Source organism: Brucella rhizosphaerae (assembly GCF_002252475.1).
In the GTDB taxonomy this organism is placed as follows: Bacteria; Pseudomonadota; Alphaproteobacteria; order Rhizobiales; family Rhizobiaceae; genus Brucella; species Brucella rhizosphaerae.
In genome coordinates this window covers 214,880-237,240 of sequence record NZ_NNRK01000026.1, presented here as the reverse complement: position 1 = coordinate 237,240, position 22,361 = coordinate 214,880, and the positions used below count along the sequence as shown (strand labels likewise).

Sequence of the window (22,361 nt, the reverse complement as noted above, 5' to 3'; positions counted from 1 at the left end):
GGAAGCGGCCTGCACTCAGGCAGGCCGACACTGGTTAAGGGTTGAAACGATTGTCGCTCAGCAACAGCGTGGCGGAGGCAACGAGTGCGGCACCTGCATCAGTCGTGAGCGTGATCGCGACGAACTCAAAGTTGTCATCGATTGTTTCCACGGCCAATTCCGCGCCGAACGCCAATGGAGCACCGCCCGCTGGAGCAACAGCCTCGACAGGTACGCCAAGATTCTTTGAACCGGCACCGGCTGCACTCGTGGCCTGTTTGAACTGGACGGTTACTTTCTTGCCCGCTGCGAGGTTTGCCGTTGAAACAGCGGCAAGAACACGGCCAGAGCCAGCAACGTTGACATAAGGGCCGGTAACACCAGCTGCGATATCCTGCGGAGCGACACCCGGCTTAACGCGGTTTCGCTGCAAAAGGGTCGATACCATTTGTGTGTACCTTTCTGGTTTTCGACAGATCAAAGTGAGCCGCAACTGCGGCCCATCATTGTTTCAGTTGCGAGGGAGATCAGACGCCAGGCACATCGAGTGCGACGAACGGAGACACTTCGTAGCCATCTTCAATCTTCATTGGAGCGGTCCACCAAGGCGAGCCATCAACGTTCCAGAAGATCTTGATGACTGTCTTGTTCTTGGTGAAGTGGACATGCTCAGAAGTCGCCACAAACGGACCGGAGCCATCCTTGATGAGATACTGGCTAAGATCGCCGTACCAGATATCGCCAAGGCGTCCGAGACCGGGATTGCGATCGTTGAGGATCGCCGGGCGACCCAGAAGAATACCCGGCTCACCTTCACGGAGCGACGGAATCCAGATCGGACGCCCTTCCAGATCCTTGAGTTTGATAAGATCAACCATCGCAGATCGGGAATAAACAAAGACACCGTTGCCGTAACCGCGACCGACCATTTCAGCGATATCGTCATAGGTGATGCGATTGGCGGTTGCGCGCTTAACGCGGTATGTGGCGCCAGCCTTCAGAATACCAAGCGGCGATTTAATGCCATTGCCGTGCAGGAACTTATAATCTTCCGCCTGCCAGACAGCGCCACGAAGCTGCGTTTCAAGCAGTGAACCCGCAGCCTGCCAGTTGCGAAGCAACTTGTCAGTGACTGTGAGAACGCCTGCAACTTCATGTGGCGTCAGAGTGATTTCACGCAGCTTGAGTTCCGTTTCCGGCTTCTCAGCTCCCTCACCGATCCATTCGACTTGCACACCGCCAAACATGTTTGCAGGGGCTTCACCTGTCTGATCGAGCGCAGGCATGGTCACGGCAGCATCAGGAGGTGAACCGGCCTCAATGACGGTTGCGCGCGGGCGGATAATTGCACCCTGCACAGGCACCGTGAGCAGCGTTTGACGCAGCTGAGTTGGCACCATGAAGCCACCCGAAGCACCGTCATCCATGCGTTGCTCAGCGTTGAGATCGCCACTTGCAGCGGCGTTTTCGACATAGTTGAGGCGCTGATCGTTCGGGTTGAACCGGACTGCATGCATGAACTCGCCCATATTGTCGAATTCTTTGCGGGCTTCAGGGCCTCCCGGACGCTGGATGCTCGCCGTGCTAGAACGGGCGGGAACAACAGTGTTGAGTGCTGCTGTGCTGGCTTCCATATCTTCCAGCCGTGCAATGCGGGTATCAAGTGACGTTTTCTGTGACTTTAGGCCATCAAACTCAGTCTGCTCTTCAGCTGATAGATCCCGATCCTCAGTTTCAGCCGCATTGATGAGGGCCTGCATCTTGCCGATCAGATCCACACGCGAGGCACGTAAGGCGACCAGCCCCTGTGCAACCATGACGCCATGGTCACCGTGCGGAATATGCAGCGCCGCAACTGTGTCGGCAGGCGAATAAATGCCAAAGAACGCAACCGTCGCAATGGCGGCAACAAGTAATGCGCCGCAGAACAGCGCAGTTGGCGTAAAACGCTTCATTTTCATTCTCCATGGAGATACCGGACAATAGCTATTCGTCCGCTCGCGCCGGTTCGCGAACGTCACACTCAACCGCGCTGGGCTGGATGATTAGATTTCGAGAGCGCGCCGCTCACGTGCAGGTGCGAAAGACTTACGGCGCTGTACGCCGCCATATTGAGAAACACCGAAGCGCTTCAAAGTATCTTCAAGCGTTGCGACCTTATCGGCCATACCGAGCGAAACCGCTTCGGACGCGTCAACCATGTCACCTTCGCCAAAGCTGCCGCGCACCTTATCGACATCAACGCCACGATTGCGGGCGATGTCGGTGACAAACATATCGTAGGCAGCATCAATCTGCTTTTGCTTACGTGCCATTGTTTCGTCATCAAGCGGGCCGAAGGGATGGCCAGAAGCCTTGTAGCGCCCAGCCTTAATGATCGTTTTCTTGACGCCAGCCTTTTCGAGCGCCCCACTCAGATCATCGTGAATACCGAATACTCCGATAGAACCGACAGATCCCGAAGGTGTAACGACGATTTCATCGGCTGCAGTCGCAATCCAATAAGCAGCACTGGCAGCGGTAGAGTTGACGTGAGCAATGATCGGCTTGATGCCGCGAGCATTGAAGATCATAGACGACAGTTCCGGGGTGCCACTGACTGCGCCACCCGGCGAATCTGTATCAATGATAATGGCCTTGGTCGCATCGTTCCGCACCGCACGCTGAAAGAGCTGCGCGAAACCTTCATTGCTGGTACCGCCCGAAATGCTCGACATCATGTTCATACGATTGGCGATAACCCCGCGCAACGGCAGGATCTGTACGTCACCATCTTGCCGGGCGACATCCTGTTCAGTCTGTCTACCAATACGAGCCTCAATCTCATCAGCAGAATATTTGATACCAGAAGACTGATCGGCCATTAGATCTAGGATCGCTTGCAGCTTGCCTTCGGCCATGGCCCAGCGCTCTTCCATAAGGGCCTGCATGATCATTGCATATTTCATTCGTCTTCTCCGCCTGTCTGATCGACAACCACGCCGCTCTCTTTCGGAGGCGCGCTAACTGCGTTCTGCAATGTCGTGAAATTGGCCGGGACAAAGTGATGATCGCCAACCGTCCCGATGCTGTCTTCCTCTTCCAGCTCAAGGATCATGTTTGGCGAGAATGCGCCCACTTCAAACATGTTCTTGTAGAATGCAGCACGGGCTGCGGAATCGCCGCGAAGGAAAGCATTCATGTTGAATTTGACGTAATAGCCCTGCTCACGTTCCTGCGGGGTGAAGAGCTTCCAGTTCAATTCCTGTTCCCATCCGCCACACCATGGCGCGATCGTCTGGCGAACAAATCCGATCATCAGCTGTTCGATGCCGGTTCCCCATGCCGTGCTCTTTTCGTGGCTCTGCACCAAAATCAGCGGCACATCGTAGATCCGGCAAATATCAGCTATCTGAAATTCTCGACTGCCGAGGAACTGCGCATCTTCCGGAGGGATCGTGGTTGTGATCCACTTCATTCCCTCTTCGAGAACCTTTACCCGGTGGGCATTATCTAAGCCGCCTTGCTTCTCAAGATCAGCAGCCGGATTTGCTGGCGATGCTTCACCCGGCTTCTTTCCACCACGAAGATTGTCTTTCGCGCCAGATGATAGTTTGCCGGGATGCATCAGGAAGCCACCCGACTTCGCATCATTGGCAAAGAATTTGGAGCCGAACTCTTCCATTGCGAGACCCCAACCAAGGGTCTGCCGGGCATGCGCGACCTGAGAAAGACCGACATATCCGTCATGCGATTGATCCATGATGTGGATCACATCGTCTTGCTCGATCTCAAACTGCCTGCCGTCAATCGTAGTGCGAAAGAAATGCCGACCGTCCTGACGTACAGGCTGGGTGCGATACGGCAACAGCGGATAAAGCCCGGTTGATTGACCGCGCCGGTTGCGCTCAATCTCCAAGTACCCGTTGCCCCACAGCAGCGCATGCGCCTGGACTGTTTTGCGCAAAGTGCGCGACGACATGCCCGGATTAGGCCGTACATTGATCAGGCCAGCCAGCGGGTGCGCATCCGCTGGCACCAATTCATTGTTACCGCCCTTGCCGGGTCGATACATACGAAGCGGAAACATCGCCATAGGATTGCAGATGCGGTTCACGCAAGCATAAACAACTGGCAGATACATCGCGCCGTGTTCATTCACTGCCACGCCTGCCTTAGTTTTTCCTTGCATATGCCGGACAAGCCATCCGCCTGAATCGCTGACACTTTGCGTTGCACCAAAGGCGGCAGCCGCAGCTCTGAAACGACCTAACAATGTCATCAGATTTCAATCTCCACGATGCCGCGCTCTTCATAGACAGACGTTCCGTCATCAACTTCGCCAGCGGCTAATCCAACGGCCATGACGGTAGCGACGACGCCATCAATCTTATCGAGCGAGTTTTTCTTGTCCGGCACGTAATTAAGGTTTGCGTCAAACCGCACAGTTGAGTGTCCGAACATCCACGCAAGGACCGGATGGCCACCATGTTCGATCTTTCGCGCAAAGATGAGCCGTTCGATTTCCTTGGTTGGCTCAGACAGTGTCTGATGACCTTGCCGCATTTGGATCTGCAACTCAGGGTCCATCCCTTCATGCTGCAAATCACCCGCAAGCTTGCTGGCATTCCAAGGATCGTAGCCAAAGGCCAGAATATCGAACTGGGCAAATGCATCGAGAATGGCTTGCTGGACAAAGGACTGATCAACAAAATCGCCCGGTGTTGTCAGCAATGCGCCATCCCGCACCCACTTCTGCCAATCAACACGCCGATCCTGCTCTGCACGTTCGTCGAGCGTGGCTTCCGGCACCCAGAAGAGCGGGATTATCACCCACTTGTCATTGTCATCGTCAGGTGGGAAAACCACGACAAGTGCCGTGATATCGCGGGTCGATGATACGTCGCAGGCCAAATAGGCCTTGCGGCCCTTATTCCGCTCCCAAAGCTGCGACCAAGATTTGGCATCAACCGTGCAGGCATTCCACTTCGCTCGAGGGATCCAGCCGGAAAGCTGATCAACCCAGCGATTAAGGTGGTAACACTGGAATACAGCTTCGAGAGCCGGTCTGCCCTTCGCTTTCTTGAACTCAGTCCGCAGATAATCAAGCGTTGGTGTCAAACCAAGGCTGGGATTAGCCTTGCGCCAGACTTCCTCGTCTGTCCAATCGTCATCTTCGCCTATGCCGAAATAGACAACGAGTGTCGTTTGATCGTCCATCTCGCCGCGCATGATGGCGAGAGACTCTTCGAACCACTCAAAGCCGGTGCGGTTTTGCTTCCGGCCAGCCGTAGACGCATAAAGCTCGATAGGCTGAAGTCTAGCACCCGTTCCCTGTCGGAGCGTGTCGGCAAGTTCGCGGGTTTTCCATTCGTGGATCTCGTCGCCAACGATGACGGTTGGAGAACGTCCGTGTTTACCGTCCGGCGAACCAGTGAGCAGCTGACAGAGCGATGATGTCTCGCGCAGGAAGAACGATTTATCATGCAGCGAAATGCGCTCATTGCCCTGCGCATCTTCCAGAAGGCCGTTGGCCTCCCGGATAATATCCTGCATCTTGCCGAACGGTACGCGGCCCTGATCTTCATTGCGCCCGAAAACATAGGCCTCGGCACCGTTGACCTTCTCCAATACGAAGAAAAGGACGCCGAGCGCTGCCAGAAATTCCGATTTACCGTTCTTACGCGGAATCCAGAGATCCAGCCGCTTGAGGATCCGGATATGCTCAATGCAGGGTTTGTGCGTTGCCGGGTCGATGACTTCAATCGGCTTTTTCCAGCCGACCAGCAAGCGAACCGTAATTTCCTGCCACTTGACCAGACGAAACGATACGCCTTTGAAACGGTCATTGGTGAGGCGGAAGATCTTCGGCCATGCAGCGACAACTTTGTCGGCTTTGCCGTGATCGAACCAAGCACCCGGAACGCTGGCAGCCCGTTTCCAACCTGAAAGCGCCCATTCATAAGCTGGATCTGTCGCAACATCTGCCAACCACGATGGCAGATTGTAAGCGGCCCAGCCGTCAGTTTGGTCTCGCTCCCGGTGGTGGGCTGTCTGCCCCATTCATCAACCCCATCGGATCGGCGTCAGAATCGTCATCAGATGCCGGACGCTGCACGCCCGATTGCGGATGCGTGCCGCCAAGCGGCAATCGACCCTGACCAGCATTGAAGGACTCGGTCCGGATAAGATCCTGATCGCGCATTGGCGTGAAACCGAACTCGGCATCTAAAAGGCGAAGTGCTGTTTCCGCCTTGGCTATAAAATCGATATTGGGATGGGTGCGAGGTACGTATTCCCCGTCACCCTTTTTAACCATGATGGTTACGCCGCCCTTCGGCAGATCCTTGCGCAGCTGCTCTGCGCAGCTAAAGAATTGCTGCATCCACCAGCAGTAACGAGCGAGCGCACCACGATAAGCTGGACGCCTGCGCCCTTGTTTGAACATGATGTCGGAAAGCTCTTTCCAGAGCCGTATTGCATAAGACCAGTATGCAGGCGCTTTGGCGAACTCAGCAGGAACCGGAAACGGATCAACATCGGTGCCGGATTTCTCCGCTGCAACCGCGATGGCTTCCAGCTCCTGCTCTACTTTACGCTTGCGCCGACCGGGAAAACCCTTGGCCTGTTGCAATTGTGGATCGTCTTTACGCCGTCCCATACTTCGAACCGCCTGTTTGGCACCCCGAAGGTGCAGAAAAAAAAGTTATCGCCGAAAATATCGCGCCGGGTTTTTAGCTATCACCCACCGGTCCCGGCCCTCCGGCCCCCGAACTTTCGACCGCCCCCCTACCTTGGCATCAACCTCAGGGTCGCAGCCTTCGCGATGGAGCTGGTCAACCTGAGGTCGCCTGCACTCAAGAGGCCTTGTTCGAACTGACGTTCAAGGTACTGTTTGACGATATCGTGGTGCATGGCGCAGCATGCCTGCCAATTGGCCTTATCCCAGAACAGCGACTGGTCGCCCTTATGTGGGATGATGTGATCAACGACCTTGGCAACCTCGACGCGATCAACAGCCTCGCATCCAATGCAGAGCGGATTGTCGCGCTTATATGTGACCGCCGCCTTGTCCCATCGGGACGTATAGCCACGATCACGAGCGCTGCCGCGTCTAACCTCATAAGCTGCTCGCTCTTGCTTGACTGTGCCGAGGTGAGCAGGCCTGAAGGTTCTGGGCTTTGAAGCCAAACTAACCTCACATAGAAAGAGCGCCTCGAAGGGCGCTCAAAGTGATTGGTGAATTTCAGACATAGCTTACGCACTGGCCCTGAATCGGTGTCTCTTGTTTGAGACGGTCAAGGCGGGGTCCGAGCGCGACCACCTCAGGAACTAGTCCCCACGTTTTACCGTGTATCGAGGCTCACTATTCATACCGGATCATCCCGTGAGCGGATTAAGCTCACAACGGTTCGAGAATTGCAATAGGTACTGTCATAGCAACTGACCTGCCCATGATGGACACCTCTACCACGACCAGACCATTGCCCTTAGAGCCGCCTGAAACCAATTCAGCACGGCATCCAGCGAACGGACCATCGGACACACGCGCCCATTTAACGCCAATGAATTTGCGGTGAAAATGTTCATAATCATACTCACCGCCTTCGGCTTTCACCTTGAAAAGAATAACCTTTTCCGCGCTCACCAGAAACGGAGTTTCATAGCCACCGAGAACCGAAACCACCCCATCAAAACTCAACAAGCCGGCAATGCATTCATTGGTAACTGCACAGCGAACCAGTACATACCCGTTCATTACAGGCTGCATTCTCGGAGGCAGTTCACGGTGCTGCCTGCGAATTTTCGGCCCCATTTTCATGGGGACAAGCACCTCAATATTCTCACTAAGAAGAGCATCACGCACGGCTAATTCTCTGCTCGATACCACCTGCAACACCATCCAAGGAGAATCATCACTCATGCGATTCGCTGCATGCAGCCTCAAACGAGCGATACGACGACGCTCTGTGATCACCTTATCAATCGCCCGGCAATGTGCCTCACTGAGAGCAGATGCTAATGCGATATCAATATGACGTTGATCAATTGCCATCATTTTCACCCAATCCCCTCAAAGCAATCTCGAACCCGTTCAAACCTTCCGGCCCACCTGCCGGGAAATAAGCCCATTCGGCATTGCCCGTATCAGGCAACCAAGGCCAACCGCGCTCAAGGTGAAAAGCTTCCCAAGAGGTCCATTCGTCACCACCAATACGAACCTGAACAAGCAAGTCCTTGATTGCCTGCAATCGTGCAGGAACAAGCGCACCGCGACGGTTTGCAGCTCGTTCGAACAATTCATTCACAGCCGGGAAACCTTGCCGTGCCTGCTTTTCGCGAAGAAGGGCCTCAGCCGTAAAGCGTCCGCTATCTGCGAGGTCCCGCTCGAATGCATTCAGTGAGACAGCCTGCGTTGGACCATTCAGCAAAAGCTCATAGACGCGTGCGCCCCAAATCTTGCCAAGTTGCGGCGCTGGCACCGAACCCGATTGTTCGACCGGCGCTTTCGCTGGCAGCTTTTCCCAACGCTTTTCTCGAAGATAGACCGCATAGGAGCATACAACCTTGCGGCCAATGGCCTTTGCGGCCTCGACGTAACGAGCCGCACCATCCGAAGCCGCCAAGCGATCTTCCGGCGAGAGCGTATTCCAGACCCGTAACGCGTCAGGCTCGCTGTCCGTGACCGCAGTCGGCCAAACGTGGAAAGCCTTTTTGAATGCACGCTCGATGGCCTTCCGGTTTTCCCTGCTTTCCTGATCGCTCTCGCGCTCTCTCTCAGATGATGGTTTATCTGATGGTTCTATGACGGTTCGGGTGACACCATGACACCCGTCGGCGTCGTCAATGTCACCCGTCTCAGCCGCCGTTGTCACGGGTGACACCGTGTCACCGGTGACACCATGACACCCGTCGACAGCAATATCAGTGTCCGGCAGACCGTAAAGCACCTTCATGTTGAAGTTGTATCGGGTCGTTTCACCCGGACGCCCGCTTGCTGTAGAGACAACAATAAGCAGATTTTCATCCACAAAATCGCGCAACAAACGCTGCACTGTGCGTTCCGACATGTCGGTTTCACGCGCCAATTTGCCTACAGACGGCCAAATGCCGCGCCCGTTGTCGTCCGCAAAGTCAGCCAGACGAACCGCAAGCATCTTCCGGCTTGATGAGCCTAACTGTTTTTTGAATATCCGTGACATGACGGCAATACTCATTGTCCCACCCTTAGCCATGCTTCGAAAGCAGCGCGCAGATCCCGCCAGCGATCAGCCGCAGCGCTGTTTTCGTTCAGTTCTTTTCTGGATTGTATTTTCAGGATCGTGCGCAGCTTTTCCGCTGCCCGTTCCTTTGTTAAAGGCCACTCAAGGCCGTGCCGTTGCTCAAGAAAAGCCTTGAACGCGTCGTCGTCGCACTTCATTGCAGCCTCAGCTGCATAGTTCTGCAACTGGCGCTGTCCGCCTTGCTTTGGCCCACGCTGTCGCATCGCAACAATTGCCCGATCAACCAATTCGAGCATAGTTGTCACCATGCGCGGCGCACTTACGATGAAATCAATCTCGTCAAATGTCGCGCCGGGATGGAACGTGGCGACCTTATTAAGCTCGCCATGTCGCGTCTTCGCCTCAACGAACGAAACATCACCCTCGCAGCACAGCTGCCAGTCAGCGCCTTCCAGCGCCGCCAGTTTCGCGCGTATGCGGCGCAGATCAGAAGCGTCAGCACTCATGACGGCACCTGCTCGGATAATAGCAGCAGTCGTCCTTCGGCATGCTTCAATGCAGCACCGCGAACGTTTCCACGAAAACGCGTCTGATGCATGGCAGCATAAAAGCAAACGAGATACTCGCTACCAGCATCGAACTTGTGTCGAGCGCAGGCGCTTTCCAGCACCTGCCGATACTTCAACATGATTGAAATCGGACACGTCAGCAGCACAACGGCGCGCTCTGCGTCGGTCCCGGCATCGTTCATTGCGCGAAGAATGGGGAGCATCGTGTCGGTCATGGCACAACCCGCCCATTCGCCTCATGCCCCCATACATCCCAGCCCTTTCGCGGGCCGCGAGCGTTAAGCTCGAGTTTCGCAACTTCGGGATAAAATTTCTCGATCTGTTCCGCGAAATAAGCAGGCTTTGCAGAGTGCTTGCCCTTTTTCTCGCGATGAACGGTCGGGGGCAACATTTCCGGCAACGGGCACGCAATATCGCCCCGGCGACCAATCAACAACAATTCGTGCTGATCGCGCCCCCAGTAACCATTGCCAATGTCAACTTTGTCCCAAATCCAGTGATGAACGTATTTGAAGCCGCATGCTTCCATCACGTGCAGGGCATCAGGAAGCATCGGATTAGTAGCCCATAGAAACAATACAGCAGGATTTTTGCCGCCTATCAGCTCGACCATTTCCGTCACGATGTCGTCCGTAGTCATGGTCGGATAATGATTATCGGCGCTCTTCTCGCCGCCCGTCACCTCCGAGTGAACCCGGAATTTCCATGCTGGATCTGCATAATAAACCGAATAGATACGATCCAACTTCGCAGGCGCAGTTGCTTTTCCCAAATCGGCGATCATCGCCATATTTGTCAGGCGAACAGCATGCTTGACCTTTTGTTGGTGCGTGCGGATTTCCTTGCTTTCGCCCCGAATACGCTTTTCATCCGCAAGCGCGCCCTCGATGTAGGCGATCTGTGCCAAATCGTTCGGAAGCTTTTTGAGCCGATCCAGTGTCACGCCATTGTCGAGACGCGTTCCCCGCAGCAGGCGCAGTGCCGCTTCGCAAATCTTCTCACCGCGTTCGGCGTCGCGCTGGATAGACCGCTCGGTTTTGCCCGTCAGTTCCGCCGTCGCAGCGACAAAACTGCGGCGCTCTTGTCGTTCGATCAAGTCGCCAAGTTGGCGGCTTGATTTCCGGTCGCCGCCATGTTGTGTTTCCGGATATTTGAGCAGGTAAAGTTCTTTGCGCCGAAAGGTGAAGACGGCACGATCAGCAGCCGTCAATTCCGAACGTGCTAGATTTTCATCGATTTCCCACAACTCGGAATCAAGCTTGCTTTCATCACGAATGAAGCCGGGAACTTCCAGCCAGCCCATCTGCCGGGCAGCTTCCAGACGGTGGGCACCCGCTGATAGTACAAACGGTAAACCGTCCTCACCGACCCGAACCGTGATCGGCGTGCGCATACCCAGTTCGGCAAAGGATTGCTTGAGTGCTTCAACCTTGGATGCATCGACCTCGCGCAAGCGGTCGCGAACATCGATATCGGCAATCTTGATATGGACAGGTGCATCCATGTCAGCGCCCTTCCGCCAAATAAATGGCTATAAAAAAAGGAGAAGCCGCTATCAGATTGATTAGGACAGCGACGATGACGGGGATAAGAAAATCGTGCTTAAGCAGGCGCTTGATCATTGCCGCACCGCCCGGAGGGGTTCCAATCCTTCAAGCTTGCGCAACTCGTCAACCAGTTTCCGCACCCGGCGGCGAGGAATGGGACGCCATTGACCACCGTTTTGCGAGTATTGACAGCGCCAGCCCTGCATGCGCAGGCGGATACCAAAGCGATGCAGATAGCAGTTGAAGTATTCAAAGCTCCCGCTTACTTCCGGTTCGAACCGCCGGGGAGCGCCGTTGTCAGCGATCCATTGATCAACAAGGCTTGAGACGGAAGCCATCGCTATGCCCCTACCTTGCGCAGCAGGTCTTGAAGCGCCCGCATTGCCTCGCGCGCTTCCTTGGCGATGATCTTGCGTTCACCAGCATCGATGCGACCATCTGCCAGAGCTGCAAGAACAGCCTGCGAAACGTCCATCGTTTCAGACATAACGCGGTGCGCATCCATTGCCGTCAGCGGCGCGTGATCACCGTCAATCACAGCATTGGCAGCAACCAGTTCATAACCAAGCAGTTCCGCAGCTTGCTTAATGATCGTCGGTGATTTCGCTTTGCGATCAACCTCGATAGCAACATCAATCGGCATGAAACTGTCGTGATGCTCATCATTGAATGATGCATACTTGGAAAGCGTCGAAGTACCGACGCGGGTAAATGGCAGAATGCAGCTAATGCCACCCGCCAACGCATAAGCGCCATCGGTTGCAGACTTAAGCGAACGCTGTTCTTGCTCGGAAATAGTGCGCACGAAACACCCCCCTGAAAATTTCAAGGAAAAAAAGTCGTCAAAGGATTCGGTGAAACTCTCAGGCCGCGCCGTTAAAGCTTGACCATCTACTCGAAACGAGGCGGACCACAGGTCCAACGCTTATGAAAGGACACGAATGATGATTTCATGGCGCTGCCACCAAATCGGAATTTGCGGTCGGGGCGCGCTGCCCAGCATTATTACAGCGCGCCCCAGCTTCGCCACTGGGGAGGTCAGCAGGCGAAACGCAGTCATTAGCAGGAGCAGCGACAGACCGTTCTTTCAGCCACCCCATCGCACGCTCGAAGATGCCTGTTGATAGATCGCGCTTACCGGCGATCAAATCGTCGATATGTCCGCCGCGACCAAACAGTGTCTTAGAAACAGACGAACGTGACACCCCCGCCAATTCGCAATAGCGATCAGCTTCTGAGATGAGATCTTCGATGAGCCTGCTTTTCACTGATGACACCGCCAACATTCCTCATTCCGCTAACAATGCGGAACATAGGGGACATATTTCCCCATTGTCAACGGATAATTGTCCCCCTTACGGACAAATCGTTGAGGACGATAATCCCCGTATGGAAAACACTATTCAACAGCGCATTCGAGAGCGCCTTGAAGCTCTTGATCTGACACCAGAACAAGCCAGTCGAAAAGCTGGATTGGATAAGACTTATTTGCGCAAATTGTTTGAGCGCCCATCCGCATCACCACGCGGCAATACGCTCGAAGCGCTCGCAAAGGCGCTGGAAGTTGATATTGCGCAACTCATATCCACGGGCGATTCGGCAGTGGAAAGGGTTAGTAGCGACCTCACTAACAATGACGTGAAAACCGCAAACGTTAACCCACCGTCAAGGCAAGTAATGCCAAATGATGTTCCCGTACTTGGAACCGCTGCGGGGTCCATGGAAGGAGCCTTTCAATTGGTTGACGGTGTTATTGACTATGTTAGACGACCCCCGGCTCTTATGAACTCGCGCGACATTTATTCAATTTTTGTGGAAGGGTCTTCGATGTACCCAGAACACAAACATGGCGATCTTCGGTTCATTAATCCGCATAAACCTGCCCGCGTTGGCGATAGCATTGTTATCCAGATTAAGAACAATGGACGCCTTACTTACGATGCCATGATTGGGCACCTCGTAAAGCGCACCGCTACGCAGTTAGTCATAGGGAAGCTTAACCCTGAGATGTCCCTCACCTACTCGCTAGATGACATTGTAAGTGTTCACAAAGTGCTGGACATGAATGAACTGTTCGGCGTTTAGGGACAAATTTCCTTTTTCATGTTGACAGGGGACATTTGTCCCCATTATACCATTACTCGCCCCCACGGAGCAGATCGTGCCGGTTGAGTAGTGAGTAACGGCGCGATCTCTCCTCCTTGGGCTTAACAGCAATGGAGATCGCCATGATTAAAGTTCAGCCAAAAGCAATTTCAAAGCCTGCCCCAACTTGCCGCGACAATGTCATTGTCAAAATGGCCGACGCAATGCGCGTGCTGGCATTTTCTGGCGACAACGTTTCCCCTGAAACACTTGGACATCACGGCTTTTCCGTTGATGTGGTTGACCGTTTCGGTGCTCGCGCAGCTGCGCTTGCACGCCGCCTATCGGTTCGTCAGGTTGCCAGCCATGTATAACGAAATCCGTTTCCAAACTGAGGTTGATGGCGGATTTCATCTTCCTACCGCTTACAAATCGCACGCACGCCAGCTCGATCATATGGTCGCGATTGCCACGCTGATTGCAGGCAGCGTATGTGCGGCGATCTTGGCCGTAAGCATTTTCGGCTGATCGCACCAATTGTCCGCAGGCGGGCCAAATCCAGCAACCCTGCAATTGATTGCGGATGACACCCGACAAGCAGTGCTCGACACATTTCAAGAGCAATGGCGAGAAGTACGGACAATCGGATTTCCCCCAAACGAAACCTTAGACGCACTCATTGATGGGCTTCTACGGGCGACAGCAGACCTGATTACACATACTGCCGCGCCGGAAAGGCGCGAGGCGATCCCGCGCATAGCGGCAGAGCGATTAATCCAAGCATTTCAACTAGCCCGCGAGAGGGAGTCTCATGCCAGCAATCATACACTTCGCGATAGAGCGACGCGCCCTCCTTCCGGCTCTTGCTGTGGCTAACCGCGCCGTGGAAAAGAAGCCAACAGTCCCAATTCTGGGCAATGTACTGATTCAGTGCGAAAACGGCCATCTGACAGTGTCAGGCACAAACCTTGACGTGGAAGTTAAGGCGCGTGCCGTGCAGGGTGGCATTTCGGACTTTCCGGCATTTACGGTTTCTTCCGGCCTGCTGCACAGCGCAGTCAGCAAACTACCGGACGGCTGCGAGATTGAGTTTGAAGGCGATGACGCTGTTATTAACATCAGAGCCGGTCGCTCGAAGCTTCAAGTTCCGGTTCTACCAGCTTCTGATTTCCCGGAGATACCGGGCAACAACTTTCCGCACTCGTTTAACTTGCCCGCAAATGACTTATCGCGAGCACTTTCAAATGTTGGGTTCGCGGTTTCAACCGAAGAGTCGCGATACTATCTCAACGGCATATTTATGCACGGGAATGAAGGTAAGCTGAACTTTGTCGCGACGGATGGACATCAGTTCGCCTATTTGAAAATCCAGGCTCCCGATGGCTGCGACGGCATGCCGGGAGTTATTATTCCACGTGGCATTCTCAATCTTCTTTCACACTGCACGAAAGCGGGTGGCGATACTGTCATCAGCCTATCGGATCGAAAGATACGCTTCGCGTTTCAGGACGGCGTGACTGTCACTTCAAAACTCGTCGACGGCACTTATCCAGATTACCAACGCATCATCCCAACCCGCAACGACAGGCACTATCACGTAGACCGTGAAGCGCTGCTTGAAGCCGTGGGCCGCGTCAGTCTGGTCGTTGGTGAGAAATCCGACGCGATCAAATTCGCATTCGGCGCGGATGATGTGCGGCTGGAAATTGAAAATCCATTAGCTGGAAATATGGAGGATGCAGTTTCGCTCTCCGAAAGCCATCCGGAAGAGATCAGTATCGGCCTTAGCTACAAATACTGCACCAACGTCCTCAGTGCGATTGGTTCTGAGGAAGTACGGTTCGCGCTCGAAGCGTCGAACAGCCCATGTCTGATTTCACCCGTTCAATATCCCGAAGCGGGCGACCCTCCCCTGTTCATCATCATGCCAATGCGTTGATAGGAGCGCGGAAACCATGACGACCAAAGCAAAGCCTACCGAAACCGAAATCCGTTATGCAATCGAATACGCGTTACGCAGCGAGACCGTCACAGCTGAAGTGTCTGATGGCTGTGGAGGATCGACGCGCGAGGTCGTTTATATGTCCGCCTCCGATCTCGAACCGTTCGTGATGCGCATGCTGCAAGAACTTCAAGTGACCTGAGGTGACGGCCATGAAAGTGACGGTCGAATGGCACAACGCCGGGCCCCATACGATCTACGGCAAGCTTGAGGTCGCGGCATGATCATCATTGATAATCCTACCGTCAATCGATACCTCAAAGACAAAGCGATCGACCATATAGACCATGCCTTGGGCCGTCCGACATTCCCGCTCAAGGAAACGTCCCGGAACCACTTCGCAACGGACGTGGACACCGACTTAGCGAATAAGTTTTCCAGATCCCCGAACTGGCGGAAAAGCGGACAGAACGGCGACATGGCGTTCTTCGCCGTCACAGACCTTGGCCGTCATGCTCTCGCCGATCATCTGAAACGGTTGCCAGACAATAAGGTTTTCGTCGTGTCGTACTGGGAATGGTCGAAGATTGTAGTAGCCAAGTCGCGCGCCGCTGCCCGGTACAATGTCTTTCTAGAGGTTTCGGACGCGGGCGACATTCCGTTCCGTGAGTTTTTGAAAATATCCAGCGTGAGGGCATACACATGAAGCCTATTCTCGACATGTGCTGCGGATCTCGCATGTTCTGGTTCGACAAGAAGGATAACCGGGCTGTCTTCGGCGATATTCGTGAAGAAAGTCACGTCCTTTGCGACGGCCGCGAGCTGATCATTTCACCAGACCGCATTATCGACTTCCGCAACCTGCCGTTTGACGACGAGACATTCAGCCTTGCCGTCTTTGATCCGCCGCATCTGGTCAATGCCGGTGAGAGAAGCTGGTTGCGCGCAAAATATGGTGCATTGAACCGCGAGACATGGCGCGATGATCTGCGTGAGGGATTTGCCGAGGCTTTCCGCGTCCTGAAACCACACGGCACACTGATTTTCAAATGGAACGAAACGCAGATCAAGGTGCGGGAAATCCTCGCCCTCACGGATGTGCCGCCAGTTGTCGGTCACGTTTCCGGCAAGCAGGCCAACACTCATTGGATCTGTTTTCTTAAGCCTTCCGAGGTGCTGAAATGAACACCGCTTTCCTTCTAATGGCTCAATACAGCGGCAAAGCAATCATTCCCGTCGATGATCTTTGCCGTGATTACTTCCCTCACCTAACGCCCGAAAAATTCGTCCGCAAGGTAACTTGCGGCGATATTAAAATCCCACTTGTACGGATTGAAGAAAGCCAGAAGGCCGCAAAAGGCGTCCACATCAACGATCTAGCGTCCTATTTGGATGACCGTCGAACCGCTGCAATGCGCGAATACAAACAATTTCACGGCTGATGTTGTACCGTTATCGGTACAACATCGCATATACCGTTCGTATAACGATTTGAATAACAATCACTTTTAAAAAAACAATACCCCATCGAGCATAGGTGCGACCGAGAACCGATGATCCGGATAGTTGCGGTTTTTATTTTTTATTTCAGTCATTTACACAACAATCCTGAGAATGCGATTCATCCAAGTTTTCGACCAATGTCTGGCGACCTGTATGGCTCGAGGTAAAACGCGCTGCATCAAGTGGCGCAAAAAGCCATAAACGAAGCAAATGATCAAGTTTTGTCGAGTGGGCCAAGCTTTTCAATATAAGAAGCATATTTGATTTTTCACGGTGTGGCAGACGCAAAGGCAGTCAACGACAATCATTGTGTTGAATACTGTGACTTTAGCCAATTTTCCGCATTAAGATCAAAACCGAACACGCCCACCTGATTCTGGCTTCCGTTTCTGGCCTTAAAATTCGAGGATCTTCATTTTGACCGACCTATCTCCCTTCAACAAAACATTCGACGCTTTTCTGTTCGATATGGACGGCACAGTGCTAAGTTCTATCGCTGCAACTGAGCGGGTATGGGGCGAATGGGCGATCCGTCATGGCATTGATCCGGTCACATTCGTTCCGACCATTCACGGCGTGCGTGCCGTCGATACCGTGCGCAGACTGGGCCTACCGCATCTTGATCCAGACACCGAGGCCAAGATCCTGCTTGATGCGGAAATGGCTGATCTGGATGGCATTGTACCAATCGAAGGCGTGCTGGATTTCCTCAATGCACTGCCGGAAGACCGTTGGGCAATCGTTACCTCGGCACCCATCGAACTGGCGCGCCGGCGTTTGCAGGCCGCTGGGTTGCCAATGCCGAAGACAATTGTTTCCGCTGAGGATGTGGAACGCGGCAAACCAAGCCCTGAATGCTTTCAGCTTGGTGCAAAGAGGCTGGGTTTTGACCCGCACAACTGTCTCGTTTTTGAAGATGCACCCGCTGGTATTGTTGCCGGTGAAACAGCGGGAGCAAGCGTCGTTGTGGTAACGGCAACGCATCCCCATTCGCCCGAAACATCGCATAGAAGCATCAACAGCTATCGCGAGTTTAAACTGTCCGTAGATGGTGAAACCGGCGTTCTGTCGCTGGCAGATGCTTCTGCCTGATACAATTAAGAAAACTGATGTCAGAGCGCCTGTAGCGCTCTGACAAGGCATTACATAAGTTAAATCACGCGTCGTCCTTCGCGCCAGACTGTGCGGATGATCGGAACGTGCTCGGCGATCTGCACACGCACAAGATCACCACGTTTTCCAATCGCAATTTCTCCGCGATCCGAAAGGCCAACAGCTTTTGCCGGATTGCTGGAAACCAGCTTGATCGCCTGCGGCAGCGTAATTTGCTCCATCACATCAGCCATGAAGAATGCCGATTGCATCATGCTTGCCGGGATATAATCAGACGAGATAATGTCGAGATGACCGGCTTCGGCCAATTCGCGCGCCGAAACATTCCCGGAATGCGATCCGCCACGCACTACATTGGGTGCGCCCATCAGGACTGACATACCCGCTTCCTTAGATGCCTTGGCAGCCAGATGCGTCGTCGGAAACTCAGCGACACGGATTCCCTGTACACTTGCTTCTGCGACGTGACCCGCTGTGGCATCATCATGGCTCGCCAATACAATCCCGCGTTCAATGCAGGCATGGGCAATAGCCGTGCGGGTCGGAGCTGAATATTGCTGAGATTGACCCATACGCTTTTCGCAATAGCGTATGAATTCCTCTTCCGTCACTCTGAGCTTGCTCATGTAGTAGGACTTATAGGTCTCAATATCCGTGAACTGACGCTGTCCGGGTGCGTGATCCATCAATGAAACCAGTTTGACCAGCGGATGCACACCAAAACGCTCGAAAGCGCTCAGGCAATCAGGTGCTGAAACTTCGCAACGCAAATGCAGAAAATGGTCAGCGCGCAGCCGTCCGGCCTCGCGCCCTTCAGCAATTGCGGATGAGAGCTTGCGCATATCATCAATACCCGTCTGTGCTTCATCATCGAAGCCAATCCGCAAGGCATCAAAAACCGTCGTGATACCAGAAGCTGCAATCTGAGCATCATGTGCCTGAACAGCAGCAATCGGGTTCCAGCGTACTTTCGGGCGTGGAGCATAATGACCTTCGAGATGGTCAGTATGTAATTCGACCAGCCCCGGTGTCAGATAGTCTCCTTCCATATCCTCACCGGACACGGACGAGGTAGAAGAAATATCGACGATAATACCATCAATGATTTTAACCGTTCCGCTGATTACTTCGTCAGGCAGAACAATATTTGCATTTTTAAGAACTGTTTCCGTGGTCATCCCTCAAGGCCTTCCCACAGCCCGTGAGGACCGTTTTGACACCTTAGTACCACCAGTCATCGGATGCAGCGAATGAATCTCGAATGGTGCACCTTTTTCAGGCTCTACAAAGAGCGCCAGATTAGCGACCTCGACCGGGTCATCCAGAACAGGCGCAAAAAAGTCATCAAGCACACGTTCAACATGCGGGCGCTGCTTTTCATCGACGGGTCCGGTCAGCGTCATATGAAAACGAAACTCATCGAAAACATAGGGGTAGCCCCAGCGATCAAGGTTCTGACGCTGAGCTTCGCTGAGCCGGTCCGGACGACGCTTGGCAATTTCTGCGTCTCGCAAGGGCGCACGGAATCTGTCGAACGAAACGACCACGTCATTGGCGAGCTGATTGAGCTCAGCCACCGGCTCTTCCGGTACGAGTGCAAAGAACGGGCCTATGCCCTGCAATTTCAGACGTGGAATGACGAATGGTGCACTTGATGAAGCAAAATACATCAGAGCGGAAAGCAGATCGCTTTCCTGATAGGTCTCGTCCAGTCGAAAAGGTGCTTTCAGCGTCCCATGAAAACCATAGCGACGCGGCTCCTCGGTCAGTGCGACGATATCTTCGGCTGCAAGCGTGCGAATCGCAGGCACTTTGACCGGTTCGCCGCTAAACGCACATCGCCCAAGCCAGTTGGCGGCAACTTTCAAAAGCGCATCGCCTGAAGGCGGCGTGAAATAAATCGCGTAACGCATAGTGATTCCTCTCTTGGCGGGATCGTTACACGGGGAATGTGGCAAGTCGATAAAAGGTAGATGACAACAGGATTTTACATCACGGCAAATTCGTATAGAGCGCCGGGCTCCATGTTGGGCGCTACACAAGCACGCTCTGAACCATTTAATCTACGCATCGTGTTTGCCAAAAATCGATACCGATTTTTGGGCCGATGCTGTAGGCGTACTTCCGGATAAAACTGAGGAGATGACTATGGGTGGTTTTGCGTCGATCGGTGAGTGCATGATCGAGCTTTCAGGCAATGGCGACGATCAATGGCGCATGGGATATGCCGGCGACACACTCAATACCGCCTGGTACATGCGCGCCCTGACAGATCAATCCTATCCTGTTGAATATGTCAGCGCATTCGGCGAAGACGATTTCTCGCAAAAGCAGCGCACCTTCCTTACATCGAATGGTATTGGCATTGCCCACAGCCCCATTATCAAGGGCGTCCATCCGGGGCTTTATGCAATCACACTTAACGGCGCGGAACGTTCCTTCACCTATTGGCGTAGCGATGCGGCGGCAAGACGCCTTGCAAGCGACCGAAATGCCTTGAAAGCCAGCCTGACTGGCCGCGACATGATCTATTTTTCGGGTATTTCCATCGCCATCGTCTTCCCGGAACATCGCGAAACTCTGTTTGAAATCCTGCGCGAATGCCGCGCGGACGGCGCACGAATCGCATTTGATCCAAATTTCCGGCATCAACTCTGGCCTGATCGTGAAGTGGCGAAGAAGATCATCACTGAAGCCATGCAGGTCGCCGATATCGCGCTGCCGACCTTCCCCGATGAACAAGCTCTGTTTGGTGATGAGACCGCACAAGCCTGTGCAGAAAGACTTGCCGGTCTGGGCGTAAAGGAAATCGTCGTCAAGGACGGCACCGAGCCTGTGCTCATTATTGCAGACGGAGAGCAGACCCTCGTTCCATCGGTAAAAGCCAATGCAATTGATACGACTGGTGCCGGTGACAGCTTTAACGGCGGTTATCTTGCTGCGCGCATTGAAGGCCTGTCGCCCATTGAGGCTGCACGTAAAGCACACGCAGTTGCCGCTCGCGTGGTGGAAATTCGCGGCGCGCTTGCTCCAATGGAAACTGCGCGCGCCGCGTACCTGAAATAGACTAGTGGTCTGATTCCGACATTTGCATCCCTCGGTTACAGGCGTTGGACAAATGTCGGAATCAAAAGGACCACTAGTAAGCTTATGAATCGAGTGGATTTTTCAAATTTGACGTTCGAAACTGCATTTGTGTCAGTCGGGATTCAAACGTCAAATTCAATCCACTAGTCTCGCCTAAAGGTGAAATGGCTCGTCTGGGCGTAAACTTCGCCCGGACGCAGGATTGCCTGCGGCACATAAGAATATTCCAGCGATCCCGGCCAGACCTGCGGCTCCAGACAGAAACCTGCATGTTTGCCGTAAGGCTTGCCCATCAAACCAATGCAATCATTGGCCATTGTGTTTCCAGCATAAAACTGCAGCCCCGGCTCTGTCGTCTCGACATCAAGTCGAATGCCAGTTTGCGCACCTTTAACTGACGCACAGGGGCGTAAAGGGCCACGTGCTGCCGTCATACAGAAATTGCTGTCATATTCGACCTGCTTGCCGTCTTCCTCGAAACGGATCGGGCGGAAATCGCGGAAATCATAAGGCGTGTCCTTGACCGGCAGAATGCGCCCGTCTGGAATCAGCGCCTCATCAACAGGCATATAGGCATAGGCTTCGATCTTTAACTGGTGATCCAGAATATCGCTCTCGCCGCCATCATCCAGATTGAAATAGCTGTGATGGAGAAGATTGCAGACCGTTGGTTTGTCTGTCACGGCTTCAAGACGCACAATCAACGTACCCTTTGCATTCAGCATGTAGGTACAGCTTACATTGAGATTGCCGGGAAAACCCATTTCGCCATCAGCTGCAAGTGTCGCGAGTGTTACAAAATCGGATCCCGAACCAGTCACTTTCCAGACGCGATTTCCAAGACCTTTGCTGCCACCATGCAGATTATGAATTCCCTGAAAATTCGCCTCGACGTCGTATGTCTTTCCATCAAGCTCAAAGCGGGCATTGCGAATACGGTTGGAAAAGCGACCCGCAATTGCACCTAAATGAGGCGAATGCGCTGGGTAATCGGCAAAATCGCGATAGCCGATGACCAATGGCGCATCATGCCCTTCCATGCGCAGATCCTGAACGGCCGCGCCCCATGTAATGATCTTTGCTTCAAGCGAACCATTGGCGATTGTGAGCCGATGAACCGCCTGCCCGTCCGGTGCATATCCAAATATTTCCGATGTCACTTTGTGCGCCTATTCCAATGTATTTTATAGAACCGCATCAAGCCGCATCAGCGCGCGCTGCGCAAGAGCCAATACGCTCCAGTTGAAAGTATCTTCACGCAACGTTCCTTGCGTCGAACGCAAAACAAATTAATATTATTTACTTACTGTACGGTATAATATCAGGAAAAATG

General features: G+C 53.6%; 28 protein-coding genes. 11 read left to right on the top strand and 17 right to left on the bottom strand.

The genetic code is table 11. From position 1 onward, the window contains the following. Positions 1–34: 34 nt before the first annotated feature. From CEV32_RS10465 to CEV32_RS10440, 6 genes are all read right to left on the bottom strand, one after another. Entirely contained in the window at positions 35–427 is a 393-nt protein-coding gene (locus CEV32_RS10465; RefSeq protein WP_094577048.1) for a hypothetical protein, read from the bottom strand. 79 nt (positions 428–506) lie between these two features. Further along, a complete protein-coding gene (locus CEV32_RS10460; RefSeq protein WP_235818791.1) occupies positions 507–1,934 on the bottom strand; it encodes a phage major capsid protein in 1,428 nt (475 codons plus the stop codon). A gap of 90 nt (positions 1,935–2,024) precedes the next feature. Then, the gene (locus CEV32_RS10455; protein WP_094577045.1) at positions 2,025–2,927 is read right to left on the bottom strand and encodes a S49 family peptidase; all 903 of its coding nucleotides are present in this window, start codon (positions 2,925–2,927) and stop codon (positions 2,025–2,027) included. Then, positions 2,924–4,240 carry a phage portal protein gene (locus tag CEV32_RS10450; protein ID WP_094577043.1) on the bottom strand — a complete coding sequence of 439 codons (1,317 nt, stop codon included), beginning with the start codon at positions 4,238–4,240 and terminating at the stop codon, positions 2,924–2,926. Before CEV32_RS10450 ends, CEV32_RS10455 begins: the two co-directional genes overlap by 4 nt. After that, a complete protein-coding gene (locus tag CEV32_RS10445; protein ID WP_208620841.1) occupies positions 4,240–6,021 on the bottom strand; it encodes a terminase large subunit in 1,782 nt (593 codons plus the stop codon). The genes CEV32_RS10450 and CEV32_RS10445 overlap by 1 nt, the downstream gene beginning before the upstream one ends. Beyond that, on the bottom strand, positions 5,981–6,619 hold the full coding sequence (locus CEV32_RS10440; RefSeq protein ID WP_094577040.1) for a P27 family phage terminase small subunit: 639 nt from the start codon (positions 6,617–6,619) through the stop codon (positions 5,981–5,983). The genes CEV32_RS10445 and CEV32_RS10440 overlap by 41 nt, the downstream gene beginning before the upstream one ends. Before the next feature lie 206 nt (positions 6,620–6,825). On the opposite strand from CEV32_RS10440, the gene CEV32_RS23685 reads away from it, so the two are divergent. Further along, on the top strand, positions 6,826–7,143 hold the full coding sequence (locus CEV32_RS23685) for a hypothetical protein (RefSeq protein WP_167382789.1): 318 nt from the start codon (positions 6,826–6,828) through the stop codon (positions 7,141–7,143). Between the two features lie 217 nt (positions 7,144–7,360). Here CEV32_RS23685 and nusG read toward each other — a convergent pair whose 3' ends face one another. From nusG to CEV32_RS10395, 8 genes are all read right to left on the bottom strand, one after another. After that, on the bottom strand, positions 7,361–8,017 hold the full coding sequence (nusG, locus tag CEV32_RS10430; RefSeq protein WP_094577036.1) for a transcription termination/antitermination protein NusG: 657 nt from the start codon (positions 8,015–8,017) through the stop codon (positions 7,361–7,363). Continuing rightward, positions 8,004–9,176, bottom strand: coding sequence for a helix-turn-helix domain-containing protein (locus CEV32_RS10425; RefSeq protein ID WP_143128813.1), 1,173 nt, complete (start codon positions 9,174–9,176; stop codon positions 8,004–8,006). The genes nusG and CEV32_RS10425 overlap by 14 nt, the downstream gene beginning before the upstream one ends. Continuing rightward, the gene (locus CEV32_RS10420) at positions 9,173–9,688 is read right to left on the bottom strand and encodes a hypothetical protein (protein WP_094577032.1); all 516 of its coding nucleotides are present in this window, start codon (positions 9,686–9,688) and stop codon (positions 9,173–9,175) included. Before CEV32_RS10420 ends, CEV32_RS10425 begins: the two co-directional genes overlap by 4 nt. Further along, positions 9,685–9,966, bottom strand: coding sequence for a hypothetical protein (locus tag CEV32_RS10415; RefSeq protein ID WP_094577030.1), 282 nt, complete (start codon positions 9,964–9,966; stop codon positions 9,685–9,687). Before CEV32_RS10415 ends, CEV32_RS10420 begins: the two co-directional genes overlap by 4 nt. Next, positions 9,963–11,255, bottom strand: coding sequence for an MT-A70 family methyltransferase (locus tag CEV32_RS10410; RefSeq protein ID WP_094577028.1), 1,293 nt, complete (start codon positions 11,253–11,255; stop codon positions 9,963–9,965). The genes CEV32_RS10415 and CEV32_RS10410 overlap by 4 nt, the downstream gene beginning before the upstream one ends. Before the next feature lie 114 nt (positions 11,256–11,369). Then, positions 11,370–11,636: a hypothetical protein gene (locus tag CEV32_RS10405; protein WP_094577026.1), complete on the bottom strand. Its 267-nt coding sequence runs from the start codon at positions 11,634–11,636 to the stop codon at positions 11,370–11,372. Between the two features lie 2 nt (positions 11,637–11,638). After that, entirely contained in the window at positions 11,639–12,103 is a 465-nt protein-coding gene (locus CEV32_RS10400; protein ID WP_094577024.1) for a phage regulatory CII family protein, read from the bottom strand. A 145-nt stretch (positions 12,104–12,248) separates the two neighbouring features. Further along, a complete protein-coding gene (locus tag CEV32_RS10395) occupies positions 12,249–12,575 on the bottom strand; it encodes a hypothetical protein (protein ID WP_167382788.1) in 327 nt (108 codons plus the stop codon). Here CEV32_RS10395 and CEV32_RS10390 point away from each other — a divergent pair. The 9 genes from CEV32_RS10390 to CEV32_RS10355 all read left to right on the top strand — a co-directional run bounded on the left by CEV32_RS10390 (position 12,550) and on the right by CEV32_RS10355 (position 17,920). After that, positions 12,550–13,383 carry an XRE family transcriptional regulator gene (locus CEV32_RS10390; RefSeq protein ID WP_235818790.1) on the top strand — a complete coding sequence of 278 codons (834 nt, stop codon included), beginning with the start codon at positions 12,550–12,552 and terminating at the stop codon, positions 13,381–13,383. The two genes, CEV32_RS10395 and CEV32_RS10390, sit on opposite strands and share 26 nt — an antisense overlap. A gap of 143 nt (positions 13,384–13,526) precedes the next feature. Further along, positions 13,527–13,757, top strand: a complete 231-nt coding sequence (locus tag CEV32_RS10385; RefSeq protein ID WP_094577018.1) for a hypothetical protein — start codon at positions 13,527–13,529, stop codon at positions 13,755–13,757. After that, positions 13,750–13,911 carry a hypothetical protein gene (locus CEV32_RS23680; RefSeq protein WP_167382787.1) on the top strand — a complete coding sequence of 54 codons (162 nt, stop codon included), beginning with the start codon at positions 13,750–13,752 and terminating at the stop codon, positions 13,909–13,911. Before CEV32_RS10385 ends, CEV32_RS23680 begins: the two co-directional genes overlap by 8 nt. A gap of 283 nt (positions 13,912–14,194) precedes the next feature. Next, positions 14,195–15,322: a DNA polymerase III subunit beta gene (dnaN, locus tag CEV32_RS10380; RefSeq protein ID WP_094577016.1), complete on the top strand. Its 1,128-nt coding sequence runs from the start codon at positions 14,195–14,197 to the stop codon at positions 15,320–15,322. A gap of 16 nt (positions 15,323–15,338) precedes the next feature. Next, complete coding sequence (locus tag CEV32_RS10375; protein ID WP_094577014.1) at positions 15,339–15,527, top strand: hypothetical protein; 189 nt, start codon at positions 15,339–15,341, stop codon at positions 15,525–15,527. Positions 15,528–15,605: 78 nt separating this feature from the next. Next, on the top strand, positions 15,606–16,031 hold the full coding sequence (locus tag CEV32_RS10370) for a hypothetical protein (RefSeq protein ID WP_235818789.1): 426 nt from the start codon (positions 15,606–15,608) through the stop codon (positions 16,029–16,031). After that, a complete protein-coding gene (locus tag CEV32_RS10365) occupies positions 16,028–16,510 on the top strand; it encodes a class I SAM-dependent methyltransferase (protein ID WP_094577012.1) in 483 nt (160 codons plus the stop codon). Before CEV32_RS10370 ends, CEV32_RS10365 begins: the two co-directional genes overlap by 4 nt. Further along, positions 16,507–16,767: a pyocin activator PrtN family protein gene (locus tag CEV32_RS10360; protein WP_094577010.1), complete on the top strand. Its 261-nt coding sequence runs from the start codon at positions 16,507–16,509 to the stop codon at positions 16,765–16,767. Before CEV32_RS10365 ends, CEV32_RS10360 begins: the two co-directional genes overlap by 4 nt. A 478-nt stretch (positions 16,768–17,245) precedes the next feature. Then, a complete protein-coding gene (locus CEV32_RS10355) occupies positions 17,246–17,920 on the top strand; it encodes an HAD family hydrolase (RefSeq protein WP_094577007.1) in 675 nt (224 codons plus the stop codon). Between the two features lie 59 nt (positions 17,921–17,979). Here the strand turns inward: CEV32_RS10355 and CEV32_RS10350 are convergent, their stop codons facing one another. Next, positions 17,980–19,119 (bottom strand): alpha-D-ribose 1-methylphosphonate 5-triphosphate diphosphatase, encoded by a 1,140-nt coding sequence (locus CEV32_RS10350; RefSeq protein ID WP_094577004.1) that lies wholly within the window; start codon positions 19,117–19,119, stop codon positions 17,980–17,982. 3 nt (positions 19,120–19,122) lie between these two features. Further along, complete coding sequence (locus tag CEV32_RS10345; protein WP_094576999.1) at positions 19,123–19,854, bottom strand: DUF1045 domain-containing protein; 732 nt, start codon at positions 19,852–19,854, stop codon at positions 19,123–19,125. 235 nt (positions 19,855–20,089) lie between these two features. Between CEV32_RS10345 and CEV32_RS10340 the strand changes: the two genes are divergently transcribed. Continuing rightward, on the top strand, positions 20,090–21,007 hold the full coding sequence (locus CEV32_RS10340; RefSeq protein WP_094576994.1) for a sugar kinase: 918 nt from the start codon (positions 20,090–20,092) through the stop codon (positions 21,005–21,007). A gap of 164 nt (positions 21,008–21,171) precedes the next feature. Here the strand turns inward: CEV32_RS10340 and CEV32_RS10335 are convergent, their stop codons facing one another. Further along, a complete protein-coding gene (locus CEV32_RS10335) occupies positions 21,172–22,188 on the bottom strand; it encodes an aldose epimerase family protein (RefSeq protein WP_094576990.1) in 1,017 nt (338 codons plus the stop codon). Between the last annotated feature and the right edge of the window lie 173 nt (positions 22,189–22,361).

Bases quoted from the DNA above. Each gene is read 5' to 3' on its own strand.
- CEV32_RS10465 (WP_094577048.1), bottom strand. From the start codon at position 427: ATGGTATCGACCCTTTTGCAGCGAAACCGCGTTAAGCCGGGTGTCGCT.
- CEV32_RS10460 (WP_235818791.1), bottom strand. From the start codon at position 1,934: ATGAAGCGTTTTACGCCAACTGCGCTGTTCTGCGGCGCATTACTTGTT.
- CEV32_RS10455 (WP_094577045.1), bottom strand. From the start codon at position 2,927: ATGAAATATGCAATGATCATGCAGGCCCTTATGGAAGAGCGCTGGGCC.
- CEV32_RS10450 (WP_094577043.1), bottom strand. From the start codon at position 4,240: ATGACATTGTTAGGTCGTTTCAGAGCTGCGGCTGCCGCCTTTGGTGCA.
- CEV32_RS10445 (WP_208620841.1), bottom strand. From the start codon at position 6,021: ATGGGGCAGACAGCCCACCACCGGGAGCGAGACCAAACTGACGGCTGG.
- CEV32_RS10440 (WP_094577040.1), bottom strand. From the start codon at position 6,619: ATGGGACGGCGTAAAGACGATCCACAATTGCAACAGGCCAAGGGTTTT.
- nusG (WP_094577036.1), bottom strand. From the start codon at position 8,017: ATGATGGCAATTGATCAACGTCATATTGATATCGCATTAGCATCTGCT.
- CEV32_RS10425 (WP_143128813.1), bottom strand. From the start codon at position 9,176: ATGAGTATTGCCGTCATGTCACGGATATTCAAAAAACAGTTAGGCTCA.
- CEV32_RS10420 (WP_094577032.1), bottom strand. From the start codon at position 9,688: ATGAGTGCTGACGCTTCTGATCTGCGCCGCATACGCGCGAAACTGGCG.
- CEV32_RS10415 (WP_094577030.1), bottom strand. From the start codon at position 9,966: ATGACCGACACGATGCTCCCCATTCTTCGCGCAATGAACGATGCCGGG.
- CEV32_RS10410 (WP_094577028.1), bottom strand. From the start codon at position 11,255: ATGGATGCACCTGTCCATATCAAGATTGCCGATATCGATGTTCGCGAC.
- CEV32_RS10405 (WP_094577026.1), bottom strand. From the start codon at position 11,636: ATGGCTTCCGTCTCAAGCCTTGTTGATCAATGGATCGCTGACAACGGC.
- CEV32_RS10390 (WP_235818790.1), top strand. From the start codon at position 12,550: ATGAGCCTGCTTTTCACTGATGACACCGCCAACATTCCTCATTCCGCT.
- CEV32_RS10385 (WP_094577018.1), top strand. From the start codon at position 13,527: ATGATTAAAGTTCAGCCAAAAGCAATTTCAAAGCCTGCCCCAACTTGC.
- CEV32_RS23680 (WP_167382787.1), top strand. From the start codon at position 13,750: ATGTATAACGAAATCCGTTTCCAAACTGAGGTTGATGGCGGATTTCAT.
- dnaN (WP_094577016.1), top strand. From the start codon at position 14,195: ATGCCAGCAATCATACACTTCGCGATAGAGCGACGCGCCCTCCTTCCG.
- CEV32_RS10375 (WP_094577014.1), top strand. From the start codon at position 15,339: ATGACGACCAAAGCAAAGCCTACCGAAACCGAAATCCGTTATGCAATC.
- CEV32_RS10370 (WP_235818789.1), top strand. From the start codon at position 15,606: ATGATCATCATTGATAATCCTACCGTCAATCGATACCTCAAAGACAAA.
- CEV32_RS10365 (WP_094577012.1), top strand. From the start codon at position 16,028: ATGAAGCCTATTCTCGACATGTGCTGCGGATCTCGCATGTTCTGGTTC.
- CEV32_RS10360 (WP_094577010.1), top strand. From the start codon at position 16,507: ATGAACACCGCTTTCCTTCTAATGGCTCAATACAGCGGCAAAGCAATC.
- CEV32_RS10350 (WP_094577004.1), bottom strand. From the start codon at position 19,119: ATGACCACGGAAACAGTTCTTAAAAATGCAAATATTGTTCTGCCTGAC.
- CEV32_RS10345 (WP_094576999.1), bottom strand. From the start codon at position 19,854: ATGCGTTACGCGATTTATTTCACGCCGCCTTCAGGCGATGCGCTTTTG.
- CEV32_RS10340 (WP_094576994.1), top strand. From the start codon at position 20,090: ATGGGTGGTTTTGCGTCGATCGGTGAGTGCATGATCGAGCTTTCAGGC.